The organism is Clostridium fungisolvens (assembly GCF_014193895.1).
In the GTDB taxonomy this organism is placed as follows: domain Bacteria; phylum Bacillota; class Clostridia; order Clostridiales; family Clostridiaceae; genus Clostridium_AR; species Clostridium_AR fungisolvens.
In genome coordinates this window covers 3,187,885-3,203,333 of record NZ_BLZR01000001.1, presented here as the reverse complement: position 1 = coordinate 3,203,333, position 15,449 = coordinate 3,187,885, and the positions used below count along the sequence as shown (strand labels likewise).

The window sequence follows — 15,449 nt, the reverse complement described above, 5'->3', positions numbered from 1 at the left end:
TTATTATACTCTTATGTTGTATTTTTAGTAATTAAGGGGAAAATATAAAAGATATTTTTGTTATATCAAAGGAGGAATTATATGTTTTCATTCATTAAAAGAGGAAATTTTAGTGCAATAAGTGTTCATGATGTTGATGATATCATAAATAAGATAAATTTAATAGATATAAGAGAGCCCTATGAGTACGAAGACGGGCATGTACCTAAAGCGATGAATATTCCTATGGGAACAATACTTAGAGATCCAGAAAAATATTTAGATAAAGAAAAAGAATATCATATAATATGCCAATCTGGCGGGAGAAGTGCAAAGACTTGTAGTGAGCTTAGTACAAGGGGATACAAGGTAGTAAATGTTTCTGGAGGAACTGGGTCGTATTTAAGACCTCTAGAGAAATAGTAAATAAATCTACAAAAATACTTTAGTATGAAGCCAAATGGAAGATTAAAGTGTATTATATAAGTATGATGTAAATAAAAACTAAGACCTATTTAGTAAATTGGATCGACATATATAAGTTGAAAGATAGGAGAGGCAGGGATATAATGCTAGACAAAGCTAAAGAAGTTTCAGAAGTTTTAAAGGTGCTCGCAAATGAAAATAGACTATTGCTAGTGTGTCATTTACTAGAAAAACCTATGACAGTAAGTGAACTGAATGAGAGTTTGAGTAATTTGACTCAATCTGCTATTTCTCAGCATTTAGCAATGCTAAAAGCACACAAGATAGTTGATTATAACAAAAAAGGTTTAACAAGCACTTACTTTATCTTAGATCAAAGAGTAAGTAAACTTGTAGAAGTATTAAGGGATAATTATTGTTAAATAACTTAATATAAAGTCCTATCATGACTTAAAGGTCTGGTAGGATTTTTGTATTACTTTGAAAGTGAGGATTTTGTAATGGCTAAAGAAACAGCTCTATTAATTGTAGATGTACAAGTTGCTATGTATTCCTATGAGGATCAATCCTTGTATAACGGTGAGAAGGTTCTGGATAATATCTATCTTTTACTTCAAAAAGCTAGAAATTCAGGTACTCCAGTAATATATATTCAACATACTAGTGAAGATGATGATGAGTATAATAGGACGAAACCAACATGGCAAATTCATCCGAAAATAACTCCATTGGACAACGAAACTGTAATAGAGAAGACAACTTGGGATTCTTTTTATAAAACAAGTTTAGATGCTACCCTGAAAGAAAAAGGAATAAAAAAACTTATTATAGTAGGAATGCAGACTGAATTTTGTTTGGACACTACTTGTAGATGTGCTTATAGCTTAGGGTATCATGAAAATGTATTAGTTAGAGATGCAAATAGTACTTTTGATGGACCTGTGCTAACATCAAATCAAATAGTTGAGCATCATAACACTCTTTTGGGTGGAAGATTTGTTAAGTCTATGTATACAGAAGAAATTGAATTTGATAAAGAAAATTAATATTTTTATAAACATGAACACGCTATGTAGCCGAGGTTGAAGCTCATAGCGTGTTTAATTTATATGTTAATGCAGAGATTTTTCATCTTTTTTTATGAAAGATTGCAAAGTTTTTGTCTGTAATATTTATCCTTAAGTTTATATAATGTACATTGTAAGGAAGATACTTACAGATAGAGCAGTGTATATCCGAGATACTTCGTTTAGAGTTATAGGTGTCGCTGGTTCGATTCCAGCTTCATTTGCCTTAGGCAGATGAATAGCTCAGTTGGTAGAGCACTAGGATGCATCACTTTGATTAGAAAAATATAAATATGATTACAAGTGTTACATCAGTTACTCGGATAGCTTTTCTCTCTGTCATATTAAAAATTAAATGAATTGCTATTTACTAAATTAAAAAAAGAATGGAGGTTACAAAATGAGTAAATTTAATAGAGTAAAGGGGTATGTTAGGAATAAATCAGGTCATGTTGCATATGAAATGCCTTTAAAAGAGAGATTAGTATCTGAAGTTCTTACAAGTTTATTTGGCGAAGCTAAGTTTTATGGAGATAACACTAATGATTTATTGAAAGACATTAGGAAAGCTATTAAAGAAGACCCAAGTTTTGTAGCTAACCTTTCTTTATATTCTAGAAGAGAATTTCACTTAAGAAGTATATCTCATGTATTAACTGGGGAACTTGCATATTCAAAAGAAGGAAAGCCATATGTAAGAGAATTATTAAACCAAGTAGTAGAAAGAGTAGATGATATGACTGAAATCCTTTCGTATTATATCAATACCTATGGTAGACCGCTGCCAAATTCACTAAAAAAGGGTATAGCTGATAAGTTTTTAACCTTTGATGAATATTCTTTAGGAAAGTATAATAGGAAAAAAGCTGTTATGTTAAAGGATATATTATGTCTTACTCATCCAAAACCTAAGGATAAGGAACAGGAAACCTTGTTTAAAGCCATATTAGAGGATAGAATAAAAACTCCTGTAACTTGGGAAAGTACTTTATCTAAGAGAGGTAATACAAAGGAAGTTTGGGAAGAACTTATAGAATGCAATAAGCTTGGATATATGGCCATGCTTCGTAATTTAAGAAATATAATAAATGCAAGACCAGATAATATTGAAAAGATATATACAGCATTGAGTGATGAAAATAGAGTCTTAAAAAGTAAGCAGCTACCCTTCAGATATTATACTGCTTATAAGAATTTGGAAAATGAGAGAAGTATAACTTCAAAGGCTTATAGTGCTTTAGAAAAAGCTATGAAAATATCAATTAAAAATATAGATAAATTAAACGGAATAACCCTAATTGCAGCAGATGTATCTGGTTCAATGAATTGGAATTTAAGCGATAAGGGGGATACAACCTGTGCGGAAATTGCAGTGTTATTTATGGCTATGGCAAACCATATATGTGAAGAGGCACTAACAGTTTCCTTTGATTATAATCTTCATCATAATCCAATGTCTAACGAAGGAGGCATTATTGCTAATGCTGAATCTGTGAAGGTTACAGGTGGAGGCACGGATATTACATTACCTATAAAATACTTAATAGAAAATAATATATATATAGATAGAATAATAATAATTTCAGATAATGAGATAAACTGTGGTTATGAAAATACTTGTCAAAGATTAGTGGAGACATATAGAAATAAAATTAATCCAAATGTTTGGGTGCATGCTATTGATTTATTAGGCTATGGAACTCAGCAATTTAAGGGAGACAGGGTAAATATAATAGCTGGATGGAATGAAAAGGTTTTGGAGTTTATTAATAAGGCAGAGCTAGGAGTAAGTACATTAACTGAGGAAATAGAAAAATATTATTTTAAAGGGGAGAGTAGTTATGCTAGAAATACAGGGTAAATATAGTGGAGCTAAGGTTTTTACAGACAATATTGAGGCAGAGGCTCTAAATCAGATATATAAGCTATGTGATCAAAGTTTTACAGAGGGGTGTAAGGTTAGAATAATGCCAGATACACACGCAGGAGCAGGATGTGTTATAGGTTTTACAGCAGACTTAGGGGATAAGGTTATACCTAATATTGTAGGCGTAGATATAGGATGCGGAATGCTTACTGTGGAGCTCGGTAAAGATGAAATAGATTTAGAGATACTTGATGAAGTAATAAATAAATATGTTCCATCAGGAATGTCTACACATGAAGGCAGAATAGTGAGGTTTAAAAAGCTTGAAGAATTAGAGTGTAACAGAGCACTTAAAGATACTAGAAGAATTGAAAGAAGTATAGGAACCTTAGGTGGTGGAAATCACTTTATAGAAGTTGACAAAGATGATGAAGGAAAGCATTATTTAGTTATTCATTCAGGAAGCAGAAACTTAGGGAAGCAAGTGGCTGAATATTATCAGAGCTTAGCTATAGATATTTGCAGTGGAAAAGAGAGTTTTTTTGAAGAGAAAGAAGCATTGATTAAAGAATATAAGTCTCAGGGAAAAAGAAAAGAAATTGAAAAAGAACTTAAAAAGTTGAGGGGAAAATATGATGAACTTCAGCCTAAATATCCAAAAGAACTTTGCTTTTTATCAGGAAAATATAGAGAGTTTTACCTAAAGGATATGGAAATATGTCAAGAATATGCAGTGCTTAATAGAGAGACCATGGCTTCAATAATACTTGATAGGATGTTTTCTAGAAATTTAAATAGCTATAACTTCTTTCACACAACTCATAATTATATAAATTTTAAGGATAATATCATAAGAAAAGGCAGCATATCAGCATATAAAGGAGAGCAGCTATTGATTCCTATAAACATGAGAGATGGCAGCATACTCTGCAGAGGAAAAGGTAATGAGGATTGGAACTATTCCGCACCACATGGAGCTGGTAGACTTATGAGCAGAACTAAGGCAAAAGAAGTTGTATCCTTAGAGGAGTATAAAGCTTCTATGTCAGGAATATTTACAACATCAGTGAGTGAAGCAACTATTGATGAGGCACCTATGGTTTATAAACCAATAGAAGAAATTCTAGCTAACATTAATGAAACTGTAGAAGATATTAAAATAATTAAACCGATTTATAATTTTAAGGCAAATTAAATGTATTTATTTTTCTTTAAGTCTCTGACTGCTTCTTTTAAGTAGTCAGTTTTTTGTGGAATAATAGCTGCTGTGATAATATAAGTGATGTAGGAGGTGTTGAAATGTTTAGTGACTTTATTAAGCACTATAATAATATTAGATGGATATTAAGAGATGTTTTTTTATATGGATGCTTTTCAAGAGAAGCTTTAGAGGATAAAACTTCTTTGAGTTCAAGAAAAATAAGCTATGAGATGAGAAGGATACAGCAATATCTTGAAAAGGATTTAATAAAGGTAGATAAGGATGGCAGAAATAAGCTATTAAATCTGAGTTATGATTCTCTTTCTAATCCAAGTAATTTTTTAGTTAACACCTACTATAATAAAAGTTTTACAAAGATTGATTTAGTATTATATTTTTATATATTGTTAATTCTTAATTCAAAGAAAAAAGCCTTGTCACTTTCAGGAATCGAAGACATTTTAGTTAAGGAGACAAGCTTTAACCCAGATAGTATTTCTAGTAAAACCATAGAAAGAAAACTTAAAGAGATGGAAAGTGAACTTGGATTACTTAAGATGAGTAAAACTGGTAGAGTAAAGAACTATGAAGTTTCTGATGATATACTAAAGACTTTGTCAAGTCAGGAGTTGGAGCACCTCTTTTATATTGTAAATCTTTATAAAAATATTACATTCCCAGTGGTAGCAGGGCATTATTTTGAAGAAACTCTTAAGAACTATATGAAATTTGAAAGAGAAAAAGAAATAGATTTTAAAGAAGCTTTTCAGTATAAAAATCTTCATTTTCATCCTGTAGTTGAAGAGGAGATATTATGGCAGATAGTTACAGCTATTAATGAAAAAAAGAGTATAAACTATGATTCTATTTCTAGGAGACGCAATGCACAAAAACAGGGAAATCTTGTTCCGTATAAGATTAGATATGATGTGAAGTATGGAAGGTTTTATATAGTAGCTTTTACAAAAGGTAAAAAGTGCGTAAACGCAAGACTGGATAGAGTTTATAATCTTAAGGCTGTAAGAGAAGAGTTTGAAGATACTGACTTAGATGTGTTGTATGACAAGTGCATGGGTAATAGCTGGTCAGCAGTACATTTAAATGGAGATTCTTCATGCGAGAAGGTTGAATTCTCAGTGGTTATAGAGAAGAAAGAAGAGCTTTATATAGTAGAGAAGATAAAAAATGAACTTAAAAATTACACGATGGATATTCAAGAAGGAGTATATGAATTTACAACTTTAGTTAATGATCCGTATGAGATGTGTCCATGGATTAGAGAATATTCATCATATATAGTAATAAAATCCCCGATTCAGCTTAAGAGGAAGCTAAAAAAAGACTGGAAGGAGATGCTAAAGCTTTATGGAGTTATTTCATGAAAGTAAAAACAGATATTTCTCATTGATATTAAAAATATTGAATTTGTGCAGTGAAGGATTATGTGAAGAAGACATAAGGCTTATCATAGATGAAGGTGAATATGAGGAAAAGGTTATTGGTAAGGATTTTAAAACCTTTGAAGGTCTTGTGCTAAATAAATATGATAAAGAGGATAACTTAAATCTAATTAGAAATATAGAAGGAAAATTTTATCCTTTACTTTCACAGCACATGAAATCACCTGTTCCAATAAGATTTACTACTGTAGAAAAGCAGTGGATTAAGGAACTATTAAAGGATTCAGTTTTTAAGAAGCTTATAGGTGAGGATATATTACAAAAATTAGAGCAATCTCTAAAAGATGTAAAGGAAAATAATATAAGTAGAATTATAGAAAAAACAAATACAGTAAGTAATTTAAAGGTAATTAAAGAGGATGCTTACTATAAAAATTTCTATATGATACTTCAGGCTATAAAAGAAGAAAGAGAAATAGTTTATGATAATGTAGATAAGTTCTCAAGACAATATAAAGCTGTAAGAGGGTTGCCTTTAAGAATAGAATACTCAACAAAAGATGAAATTTTAAGAGTTTCTATGTACTATATTGAAGAAAATAGATCTGTTATGGTAAATCTTCATACTATGTCTAATATAGAGATAAAGGAAGATAGCTTATGTAAGCTTTCTAAGAAGGAAATTTATGCGGCTATAAAAGATACAAAATATTGCAAAGAGCCCATTGTATTAGAATTGATAGATGAAAAGTTCGCAATGGAGAGATGTTTTATGAGCTTCTCTTCCTATGAAAGGTATACAAGGATAATTGAAGAAGGAAAGTACGAAGTAAAACTTTTCTATTATACCTTTGAAGAAAATGAAGTTATAAGAAGAATATTAGGTCTTGGGCCTCATGTAAAGGTGATTGAACCTATTAGGATAAGAGAAAGGATTATAGATTTAGTAAAGAAGGCCTTAGAAATAGATTAGGAGGATATTGGTGTTACAACAAAGCCATATCCCCCTAATTCTTATCTTGACTTTACAGGAATGTAGGTTTCTATCAATATATTTATATTTGAAATTTTAACATGTTAAAATTCATTGTAAAAAACAGTGTCAGAAATATCTTTTCTTTTTTCATGATTCGGATTTGGTTTTGAATCCTTACTTGGATACCCTAATGGGAAAATACATACTGGAACTAAATTTTCAGGAATATTGAAAGCTTTTATAACAGATTCAGGATCAAAGTGACCAACCCATGTTGTACCTAAGCCAAGTTCAGCGGCTTGGAGCATCATATGAGTTGCAACAATGCTTCCATCTATATCAGTATGAACCTTTTCATCATACTTACGTTTCCAAGCTTCATTTTTATCAGCACATACTATTAATGCCATAGGAGCATTGAAGGAATAGATTGTGCAAGTTTTTAACTTAGCCACAGCCTTATCACTTTCAACCACCAAAATCCTTTGAGGTTGAAGGTTAGCAGCTGTAGGTGCTATTCTACCAGCTTCTAATATTAAATCCAATTTATCTTTTTCTATTTTCCTAGGGTCAAAGTTTCTTACAGAATATCTTTCCTTAGCAAGTTCAATAAAACTCATAAAAGTACCTCCTCTTAATACAAAACAGAATTATTTTATATACTATCTAGTTAAAAATTATATATGACAATATTAGAAGAAGTAAGTATGCACATATTTGTTATTTACTAACTTTACAGTAAGTGTGGTTGGCATTATATTTTTTTGTTTAACAAAGATATTATCCACTATTTTAGATATTTTAACTGCAACAATTTAATTATTTTGGAAAAATTAAATTTCAGCTGATCCAGTCTATTAATTTGTAAAGTATGGTTTTTAAATACTATGATTTATAGATAAAACAGTTCTAAATAAAACATATAAAGATGAACCAGCTCGATCCTAAATCTATTTTTAAAACTCTTACGGGTTCGGGTGAAAGAATTTTATAAATATAAACTTTACTACGAAGTGGTACATCAATAAAAATTCAGTTGACTTAGTTTGTTAATTTATAGAATAAAATCTTAAAATATTAGGCTTTAACTAAAGGCTTTTTATAAAAATAACAGTAGGCTAACAGCCATTACAGCCATCCCTGAGACAAGGCCATATATGTAGAGATTTTCATCGCCGTAGTCTCTTGCTGCTGGGATTAATTCATTCAAAGATATAAATACCATAATTCCAGCCACTGCTGCAAATATGATGCCAAAAGTAAGATTGTTTATAAAAGGCATAAGCACTAGGTATCCAATGATAGCGCCTAAAGGTTCAGAAAGACCTGAGAAGAAGGAGTAAAAAAATGCTTTTTTTCTATCACCAGTTGCATAATAAATAGGAACTGATACTGAAATACCTTCTGGTATATTGTGAATAGCAATGGCAATAGCAATTGGAACCGCTATTGAAGGACTATGTATTGCAGAAATAAATGTTGCAATTCCCTCAGGAAAGTTATGAATTGCGATAGCAAGAGCAGTTAATAGTCCTATTCTAAGTAACTTTACATCAGAATATCCATTATTAAACTTAACACTGTATGCAACTGTGGAGTTCTCTTCACTTGGGATAAAGGTATCAATGAGATATATGAGAAGAATACCACAGAAAAAAGAGATTACTGTAAGCCAAGATCCATCTCTTACTCCAAGTTCAGCAGTTAAAGAATCTTTTGCATTTACAAATATTTCAACAAGTGAAACGTAAATCATAACTCCTGCTGAGAAACCAAGGCTCAATGAAAGAAATTTTGTGTTTGTCTTTTTAGTAAAAAAGGCTAAAGTGCTACCTATACCTGTGGATAAACCAGCTAAAAGGCTTAATCCAAAGGCAAATAATATATTATTCATCTAACATCCTCCTCTAAAGACGTAAAGCTCCAATAAGCAAAATCCTGAAAAATTAAGATAAATTATATGCTTGTCCGACAATTTGTTAAATTATTTTAGAAGGCAAAGTATTTATATGCTAATTATCACATGAATATTGAAGCTGTGAATTTGCTATACCTTGATAAATATGATTTTTATTAAGGGATTATGATTAATATCCTTTGTTGCCTAAATAGAATTATTATATAGATATTTCAACAAAGTTTTAATATATAATAGGACTATATAATTTATATAAATATGAGAATTACATGATGTAAGTATTCTTTTTTAAGTATAATTAAAACTATTCATACATAGAAGAAATTTTAATTTGGAGAAAACTAAATAAAATAGGGAGAATAGATGAAATGAATGAGGTTTTGGAACAAATAAGAACAAGAAAGTCAATGAGGATATTTGAAGATAGGAGAATTGAAGATAATACTAAGAATGAAATATTGCAGGCTGCTTTAGAAGCACCAACTGCAGGAGCGATGATGCTTTATAGCATAATAGATATAACTGATAAAAAACTAAAAGAAAGGTTATCCATATTATGTGATAATCAACCGTTTATTGCAAGTGCTCCTATGGTAGTAGTATTTGTTGCTGATTATCAAAGATGGTATGATTCGTTTGTTTATACAGATTGCAACCCTAGAAAACCAGGAGAAGGAGATATTGTACTAGCAATGGCAGATGCAATGATAGCTGCCCAAAACACAGTGGTTGCAGCTCAGTCGCTAGGGGTGGGGTCTTGCTATATTGGTGATATAATTGAAAACTGCGAGCAGATTACAGAAATATTGGAATTACCTGAGTATGTTATACCTGCTTGCATGTTAGTTTATGGCTATCCTGTTGATGCCCAAAGGAATAGAAAGAAACCAGTGAGGTTTGAGAAGCAATATATAGTTTCTGAAAATAAATATCATAGACTTTCCGAGGAAGAACATATAGAGATGCATAAAGCAAAGAATGAAGGTTCTGGCCTAAAGGATAAAAATATTACAGAGCAAGTTCAAGCTTTCTGCAAAAGAAAGTATATGTCTGAATTTGCTAATGAGATGAATAGATCTGCATCAAGTTACCTTAAAAAGTTCAGAAATAAGTAAAATGAGTTTTTATGAATTTTATAAGAAGATTGTATAGCTATCAAAATTTTAGATTGATAGCTATTTTCTTATTCTTAACAAAGTGCCGTTTTGGACATGTTGTATACATAAAACTAGCTTCGATTGATAATAAATAACTATAGATTAAGCGGAAAATTTGGTTGTCAAATATGAATTAAGCTTAATTTGTAGAAGGAATTTTATTTTTTTGTTAAAAGGAGAATGGTTATGAAAAAATACCGTGGTCTAATACTGATTATATTAACTTTTGTTTTTACTTATATTTTTTGGATTCCAGAACAGCAGGCTAGTGCGATGGCCTCTAACAGGCAGTATTCTCAACTTATTGCATCAATTGCCTTGGTTGCATTTGCATGGATAAATTACATTTCTAGCAGGCATAAGCTTATAGATAGGATTTTTGATGGGCTAGATAAGTCTTATGCTTATCACAAATATCTAAGTATTATATCAATCTTACTTATTTGGGCTCACAATTTTACCTTAAAAACAGGAGGTGGGGGCAGGCTAGAAGGTTTTATACCTGTTGGAGAAGGTTTTAAACGTACTAATGAGTTCGCTGGGCAAGGTGGATCAAGTTTACTTCATATGTTTACTAATGGTAAGCAGCTGGGGACTTTAAGTTTGTATACTTTTACTGCCTTTACTCTATTCTTTCTTATTGCATATAAGCTTGAATATGAGAAGTGGAAGATTCTTCATAAGTTAATGATAATTCCATATGCTTTTGGTGTAGCTCATTACTATTTAAGTTCCTCATACCCAGTTTTTGACTTAAGTGCTTTTAGTATATGGATGAATATAATCAATGTGATAGGTATACTGTCTGCGATTTATAGTATATGCATATATGAATTTACTGCCTTTAAATATCGCTATAAGGTAAGTAAGATTAGAGAAATTGCAAAAAACACCTTCGAAGTTACTGGAATATCTAGTGGTAGAGTAATGGATTATACAGCTGGCCAATTTGCTTTTATGAAAGTAGTAGAAGGAAAGAAAGCATTTCCTTCACACCCATTTACTATGAGCCAAGCGCAGAATAATGGTGAAATTCAATTTGGTATTAAGGTTTTAGGGGATCATACTAGTAAATTGAAAGATAACTTAAAAGTTGGAGATACAATAGCTGTATCAGGTCCTTATGGTAGATTTAATTATAGAATGGCAGAAAAACGTCAGGTTTGGATTGCCGGAGGAATAGGAATAACTCCATTCAGAAGTTTTCTCCAATCTGATATACCATCAGACTATAATATAGATTTCTTTTATGCATATAACAATGAACAGGATGCGCCATACGTAGATGAGTTAAAAGGTATAAAAGATAGAAAGAATCTAAGGATACATTTAATGGACAGTTCAAAAAGTGGGTTCTTAGGTGTTGAGCATATTGGAGAATATGTTAATAAAGATGAGCAATTTGAAGTGTTTTTTTGTGGTCCAAAGCCGATGAGAGACAAACTAAAGAAAGAACTAAAAAAAGAAAATTATAAAGTGAAAGAATTTCATCATGAACAGTTTCAATTTAAATAGATTATAAAAGTAGCTGGCTCATATAGCGTATCCTTCATGATCAACTAGTTTCAACAATATTATTAAACATAACATAAAAATAAAAGAAGCTTAAGTGCTTCTTTTATTTTTATTCAGGAAAGTATAGGGGGCAAAATTACAAAGAAAAGGATTTTAATGAGTTTCAAGGTTTTTTAAAGATATACAGCAAAAAAACAATCTCATTTGCTTGCCAAATTTTTATGGCTAGTACCGTATATAGATTAACTGCTTTATATTAGAATTTATCCAAATAAAGATTCGTAGAATCATCGGAATCTTTATTTGGAACGAGTTTATCTATAATATCAAATTATGTAAATTAAATGAAAAAATAGTTATAATGTTTCGGAAAATGAATTAAAAGTGAAAAAGATAGAGGATAATAATTTCCAAAATATGGTTGTAAACGTATTTTAAAAATGCTATATTTAATTTGTAATAATTGGAAACGGTACCGACAACGGTACCAATGATTAATTATTTATTCATCAATAGATATTGATGATGACTTTACAAATAATTATAGGGGAGAGGAAATTATTATGAAAAAGAAGTTATTGGGTCTTGTAATGTGTGTAGCTATGGGGTCTACTTTATTCGCAGGGTGTGGAAACAATGGAAAAACATCAACATCAGCAACAAAAGAAATTTATTTTTTAAATTTCAAACCTGAAATTGCTCAAGTATATGACAATATAGCAAAGGATTATGAAAAAGAAAAAGGTGTTAAGGTAAAAGTTGTTACAGCAGCAAGTGGCACTTATGAAACTACCTTGAAATCTGAGATAGCAAAATCTGATGCACCAACAATATTCCAGATAAATGGTCCTGTAGGATATCAAAACTGGAAAGACTATACATTAGATTTAAAAGATACAAAACTTTATAGTTATTTAACAGACAAGTCCTTAGCAGTAAAGAATGGTGACGGTGTTTATGGAATTCCTTATGCTATTGAAGGATATGGAATAATTTATAACGAAGCAATCATGAAAAAATATTTTGCACTTACTGATAAAGCAGTATCAATAAATTCTACAACTGAAATAACTAATTATGATACTTTGAAGAAGGTTGTTGAAGACATGACTAAACATAAAGACCAACTTGGTATAAAGGGTGTGTTTGCATCAACTTCCTTAAAATCAGGAGAACAATGGAGATGGCAGACTCATTTAGCAAATTTACCTTTCTATTATGAATTTAAAGAGAATACTAAATATGATAATACAATTTTAGCAGGTCTCGCTGCAGACAAAATTGACTTTAAGTATGCAAATAATTATAAAAACATTTTCGACCTATATATTAATAACTCATCCACAGATAAAAAATTATTAGGAAGTAAGTCTGTAGATGACTCAATGGCTGATTTTGCACTTGGTAATGCAGCTATGGTTCAAAACGGTAACTGGGCTTGGAATCAAATAAAAGGTGTTAGTGGAAACAAGGTACAAGAATCAGATATTAAATTCTTACCAATATATACAGGTGTAGCTGGTGAAGAAAAGCAAGGATTATGCATAGGTACAGAAAATTTCTTTGCAATTAACAGTAAGGTTTCAAAAGAAAAACAAGATGAATCAATTGCATTCCTTGAATGGTTATTCTCAAGTGACACAGGCAAAAAGTATGTAACAAAGGATTTAGGATTTATAGCTCCATTTAATACTTTTAGTGATAGTGAAAAACCATCAGATCCATTAGCTAAGGAAATTTTAAGCTGGAACAGCAAGGGTGGCAATAATGTATCTTGGACATTTGCTTCTTTCCCAAGTGAAAACTTCAAGAACGCATTTGGTGATGCTTTGTTAGAATATAGCCAAGGTAATAAATCTTGGGACGATGTAGTAAAGACAGTTAAGGACTCATGGCAAACAGAAAAAGCAAATAAGAAGTAGTTAAAATGTAATTAGGATGTGTGAAATTAAGTGGTCACACATCCGATGCTTTGATGAGCTTGCGCAAAGAATTAATATGATTTTGTCATATTCCATGTCTAAAACTGTAAACTCACTACGTTCGAACAGTACAGTTTTTTAACGACATTCCATCTGAAAAAATCATTTAATTCTAATAGCTCGCTCATAGAGCATCTCCTGTGTAACTACTTAATTTCAATAATATTTTTAAATATAATATAACTTAAAATAATTAACTAATGGTGAGCATAGAGAATTACTCTAACTCACCATTTTAAAATTAAGAGTAGGAGAAGATAACGTGGAGAAGATATTAAAAAAGTATTTTCATATATTTTTACTTCCAACCCTGATAGCCTTTTTAATAGCTTTTTTAGTGCCATTTATATTAGGGATGTATTTATCTTTTACAGAGTTTACAACGGTAACTAATTCTAAATTTATAGGATTAAGCAATTACGTAAAAGCTATTCATAATAAAGATTTTATGAATGCGTTAATTTTTACTGCTAAGTTTACTGTGATATCAGTGATAACAATAAATATATTTGCTTTTATATTAGCACTATTGCTTACAAGAGGTAAAAAGGGTTCAAATATTTTTAGATCTGCATTTTTTATGCCTAATTTAATAGGGGGAATAGTTCTCGGATATATATGGCAGCTTATAATCAATGGTGTTTTATATAAATTCGGTGTTACTATGACTTATGATCCTAAGTTTGGTTTCTATGGCCTTGTAGTTTTAATGAACTGGCAGCTTATAGGCTATATGATGATTATATATATTGCAGGAATTCAAAATGTTCCTGAGGATCTTGTAGAAGCAGCAAAGATAGATGGGGCAAGCTCCCTTAGAATACTTAGAAATATAAAGATACCTATGATTATGCCTTCTATAACAATATGTTTATTCCTAACCATATCAAACTCTTTTAAGTTATTTGACCAGAACTTAGCATTAACTGCAGGTGCACCTGCAAAGAAAACAGCTATGCTAGCATTAGATATATATAATACTTTCTATGGCTCTGTTGGCTCAGAAGGCGTAGGCCAAGCAAAAGCAGTTCTTTTCTTTTTACTAGTTGGAGTATTTGCGTTTGCACAGCTTATATTTACAAGAAGTAGGGAGGTAGAAAGTTAATGAAGGATTCAAAGTTTAAAGATAGTGTGATATTTGTTATATTACTTGTACTTGCTATAGCATTTTTAGTTCCTATTCTAATAGTGTTAATGAATTCCTTCAAAGGGAAATTCTTTATCAGTGATACTCCTTTTGTTTTTCCGACAAAACAAACTTTTACTGGATTGGAAAACTATACTAATGGTTTAATAAAGACTGGATTTTTAAAAGCGTTTGGATACTCATTTTTTATTACTGTATCTTCGGTGATTGTTATAGTGTTGTTCACTTCAATGACAGGTTGGTATATAACTAGAGTTAAAAGCAAAATAACAAAGTTTATGTATTATTTATTTGTATTTTCCATGATTGTACCATTCCAGATGGTAATGTTTACTACAACTAAGGTTGCTAATATGCTTCATTTGGATAATCCTATTGGAATTATTGTAATATATCTTGGATTCGCTTCAGGCTTATCTGTGTTCATGTTCTCAGGTTTTGTAAAATCTATTCCATTAGAAATTGAAGAAGCCGCTCTTATTGATGGGTGCAATCCTATTCAAACCTTTTTTAAAGTCGTATTTCCAATTTTAAAACCAATATCTATAACTGTTTCCATACTTAATGCAATGTGGATATGGAATGACTATTTACTTCCATACTTGCTTATAGGTAGTGAATATAAGACCATACCAATCGCTATTCAATACTTAAAAGGTGGATATGGGTCTATTGATATGGGAGCTATGATGGCTATGCTAGTATTAGCTATTGTACCAATTGTGATATTCTACTTCACTTGTCAAAAACACATTATTAAAGGTATAGCTGCAGGAGCTGTTAAAGGATAAGGTGAATATAATATAAAATATAC

Annotated in this window: 14 protein-coding genes; 12 read left to right on the top strand and 2 right to left on the bottom strand. The window is 30.9% G+C overall.

All coding sequences use genetic code 11. The annotated features are described in order from the left end of the window. Nucleotides 1–81 precede the first annotated feature (81 nt). The 7 genes from bsdtw1_RS14135 to bsdtw1_RS14105 all read left to right on the top strand — a co-directional run bounded on the left by bsdtw1_RS14135 (nucleotide 82) and on the right by bsdtw1_RS14105 (nucleotide 6,913). Nucleotides 82–402 carry a rhodanese-like domain-containing protein gene (locus bsdtw1_RS14135; RefSeq protein ID WP_183278207.1) on the top strand — a complete coding sequence of 107 codons (321 nt, stop codon included), beginning with the start codon at nucleotides 82–84 and terminating at the stop codon, nucleotides 400–402. A gap of 146 nt (nucleotides 403–548) precedes the next feature. After that, nucleotides 549–827: an ArsR/SmtB family transcription factor gene (locus tag bsdtw1_RS14130; RefSeq protein WP_183278206.1), complete on the top strand. Its 279-nt coding sequence runs from the start codon at nucleotides 549–551 to the stop codon at nucleotides 825–827. A 78-nt stretch (nucleotides 828–905) separates the two neighbouring features. Then, nucleotides 906–1,451: a cysteine hydrolase family protein gene (locus bsdtw1_RS14125; protein ID WP_183278205.1), complete on the top strand. Its 546-nt coding sequence runs from the start codon at nucleotides 906–908 to the stop codon at nucleotides 1,449–1,451. Nucleotides 1,452–1,872: 421 nt separating this feature from the next. Next, entirely contained in the window at nucleotides 1,873–3,333 is a 1,461-nt protein-coding gene (locus bsdtw1_RS14120) for a TROVE domain-containing protein (RefSeq protein WP_183278204.1), read from the top strand. Then, entirely contained in the window at nucleotides 3,314–4,534 is a 1,221-nt protein-coding gene (locus bsdtw1_RS14115) for an RtcB family protein (protein ID WP_183278203.1), read from the top strand. Before bsdtw1_RS14120 ends, bsdtw1_RS14115 begins: the two co-directional genes overlap by 20 nt. 104 nt (nucleotides 4,535–4,638) lie before the next feature. Then, nucleotides 4,639–5,922: a WYL domain-containing protein gene (locus tag bsdtw1_RS14110; protein ID WP_183278202.1), complete on the top strand. Its 1,284-nt coding sequence runs from the start codon at nucleotides 4,639–4,641 to the stop codon at nucleotides 5,920–5,922. Continuing rightward, complete coding sequence (locus tag bsdtw1_RS14105) at nucleotides 5,906–6,913, top strand: WYL domain-containing protein (RefSeq protein ID WP_183278201.1); 1,008 nt, start codon at nucleotides 5,906–5,908, stop codon at nucleotides 6,911–6,913. Before bsdtw1_RS14110 ends, bsdtw1_RS14105 begins: the two co-directional genes overlap by 17 nt. 104 nt (nucleotides 6,914–7,017) lie before the next feature. Here bsdtw1_RS14105 and bsdtw1_RS14100 read toward each other — a convergent pair whose 3' ends face one another. Both bsdtw1_RS14100 and zupT read right to left on the bottom strand, forming a co-directional pair. Further along, nucleotides 7,018–7,536, bottom strand: a complete 519-nt coding sequence (locus bsdtw1_RS14100; RefSeq protein WP_183278200.1) for a nitroreductase family protein — start codon at nucleotides 7,534–7,536, stop codon at nucleotides 7,018–7,020. Nucleotides 7,537–8,015: 479 nt separating this feature from the next. Beyond that, the gene (zupT, locus tag bsdtw1_RS14095; RefSeq protein ID WP_183278199.1) at nucleotides 8,016–8,810 is read right to left on the bottom strand and encodes a zinc transporter ZupT; all 795 of its coding nucleotides are present in this window, start codon (nucleotides 8,808–8,810) and stop codon (nucleotides 8,016–8,018) included. 392 nt (nucleotides 8,811–9,202) lie between these two features. On the opposite strand from zupT, the gene bsdtw1_RS14090 reads away from it, so the two are divergent. The 5 genes from bsdtw1_RS14090 to bsdtw1_RS14070 all read left to right on the top strand — a co-directional run bounded on the left by bsdtw1_RS14090 (nucleotide 9,203) and on the right by bsdtw1_RS14070 (nucleotide 15,426). Further along, complete coding sequence (locus tag bsdtw1_RS14090) at nucleotides 9,203–9,949, top strand: nitroreductase family protein (protein ID WP_183278198.1); 747 nt, start codon at nucleotides 9,203–9,205, stop codon at nucleotides 9,947–9,949. Nucleotides 9,950–10,177: 228 nt separating this feature from the next. Next, a complete protein-coding gene (locus bsdtw1_RS14085; protein WP_183278197.1) occupies nucleotides 10,178–11,506 on the top strand; it encodes a ferredoxin reductase family protein in 1,329 nt (442 codons plus the stop codon). Between the two features lie 563 nt (nucleotides 11,507–12,069). Further along, a complete protein-coding gene (locus bsdtw1_RS14080) occupies nucleotides 12,070–13,428 on the top strand; it encodes an ABC transporter substrate-binding protein (RefSeq protein WP_183278196.1) in 1,359 nt (452 codons plus the stop codon). 322 nt (nucleotides 13,429–13,750) lie between these two features. Beyond that, nucleotides 13,751–14,593: a carbohydrate ABC transporter permease gene (locus tag bsdtw1_RS14075; RefSeq protein WP_183278195.1), complete on the top strand. Its 843-nt coding sequence runs from the start codon at nucleotides 13,751–13,753 to the stop codon at nucleotides 14,591–14,593. Then, nucleotides 14,593–15,426 (top strand): carbohydrate ABC transporter permease, encoded by an 834-nt coding sequence (locus bsdtw1_RS14070; protein ID WP_183278194.1) that lies wholly within the window; start codon nucleotides 14,593–14,595, stop codon nucleotides 15,424–15,426. The genes bsdtw1_RS14075 and bsdtw1_RS14070 overlap by 1 nt, the downstream gene beginning before the upstream one ends. The last annotated feature ends 23 nt before the right edge of the window (nucleotides 15,427–15,449 follow it).

Bases quoted from the DNA above. Each gene is read 5' to 3' on its own strand.
- bsdtw1_RS14070 (WP_183278194.1), top strand. From the start codon at position 14,593: ATGAAGGATTCAAAGTTTAAAGATAGTGTGATATTTGTTATATTACTT.
- bsdtw1_RS14110 (WP_183278202.1), top strand. From the start codon at position 4,639: ATGTTTAGTGACTTTATTAAGCACTATAATAATATTAGATGGATATTA.
- bsdtw1_RS14105 (WP_183278201.1), top strand. From the start codon at position 5,906: ATGGAGTTATTTCATGAAAGTAAAAACAGATATTTCTCATTGATATTA.
- bsdtw1_RS14090 (WP_183278198.1), top strand. From the start codon at position 9,203: ATGAATGAGGTTTTGGAACAAATAAGAACAAGAAAGTCAATGAGGATA.
- bsdtw1_RS14130 (WP_183278206.1), top strand. From the start codon at position 549: ATGCTAGACAAAGCTAAAGAAGTTTCAGAAGTTTTAAAGGTGCTCGCA.
- bsdtw1_RS14120 (WP_183278204.1), top strand. From the start codon at position 1,873: ATGAGTAAATTTAATAGAGTAAAGGGGTATGTTAGGAATAAATCAGGT.
- zupT (WP_183278199.1), bottom strand. From the start codon at position 8,810: ATGAATAATATATTATTTGCCTTTGGATTAAGCCTTTTAGCTGGTTTA.
- bsdtw1_RS14135 (WP_183278207.1), top strand. From the start codon at position 82: ATGTTTTCATTCATTAAAAGAGGAAATTTTAGTGCAATAAGTGTTCAT.
- bsdtw1_RS14100 (WP_183278200.1), bottom strand. From the start codon at position 7,536: ATGAGTTTTATTGAACTTGCTAAGGAAAGATATTCTGTAAGAAACTTT.
- bsdtw1_RS14085 (WP_183278197.1), top strand. From the start codon at position 10,178: ATGAAAAAATACCGTGGTCTAATACTGATTATATTAACTTTTGTTTTT.
- bsdtw1_RS14125 (WP_183278205.1), top strand. From the start codon at position 906: ATGGCTAAAGAAACAGCTCTATTAATTGTAGATGTACAAGTTGCTATG.
- bsdtw1_RS14115 (WP_183278203.1), top strand. From the start codon at position 3,314: ATGCTAGAAATACAGGGTAAATATAGTGGAGCTAAGGTTTTTACAGAC.
- bsdtw1_RS14080 (WP_183278196.1), top strand. From the start codon at position 12,070: ATGAAAAAGAAGTTATTGGGTCTTGTAATGTGTGTAGCTATGGGGTCT.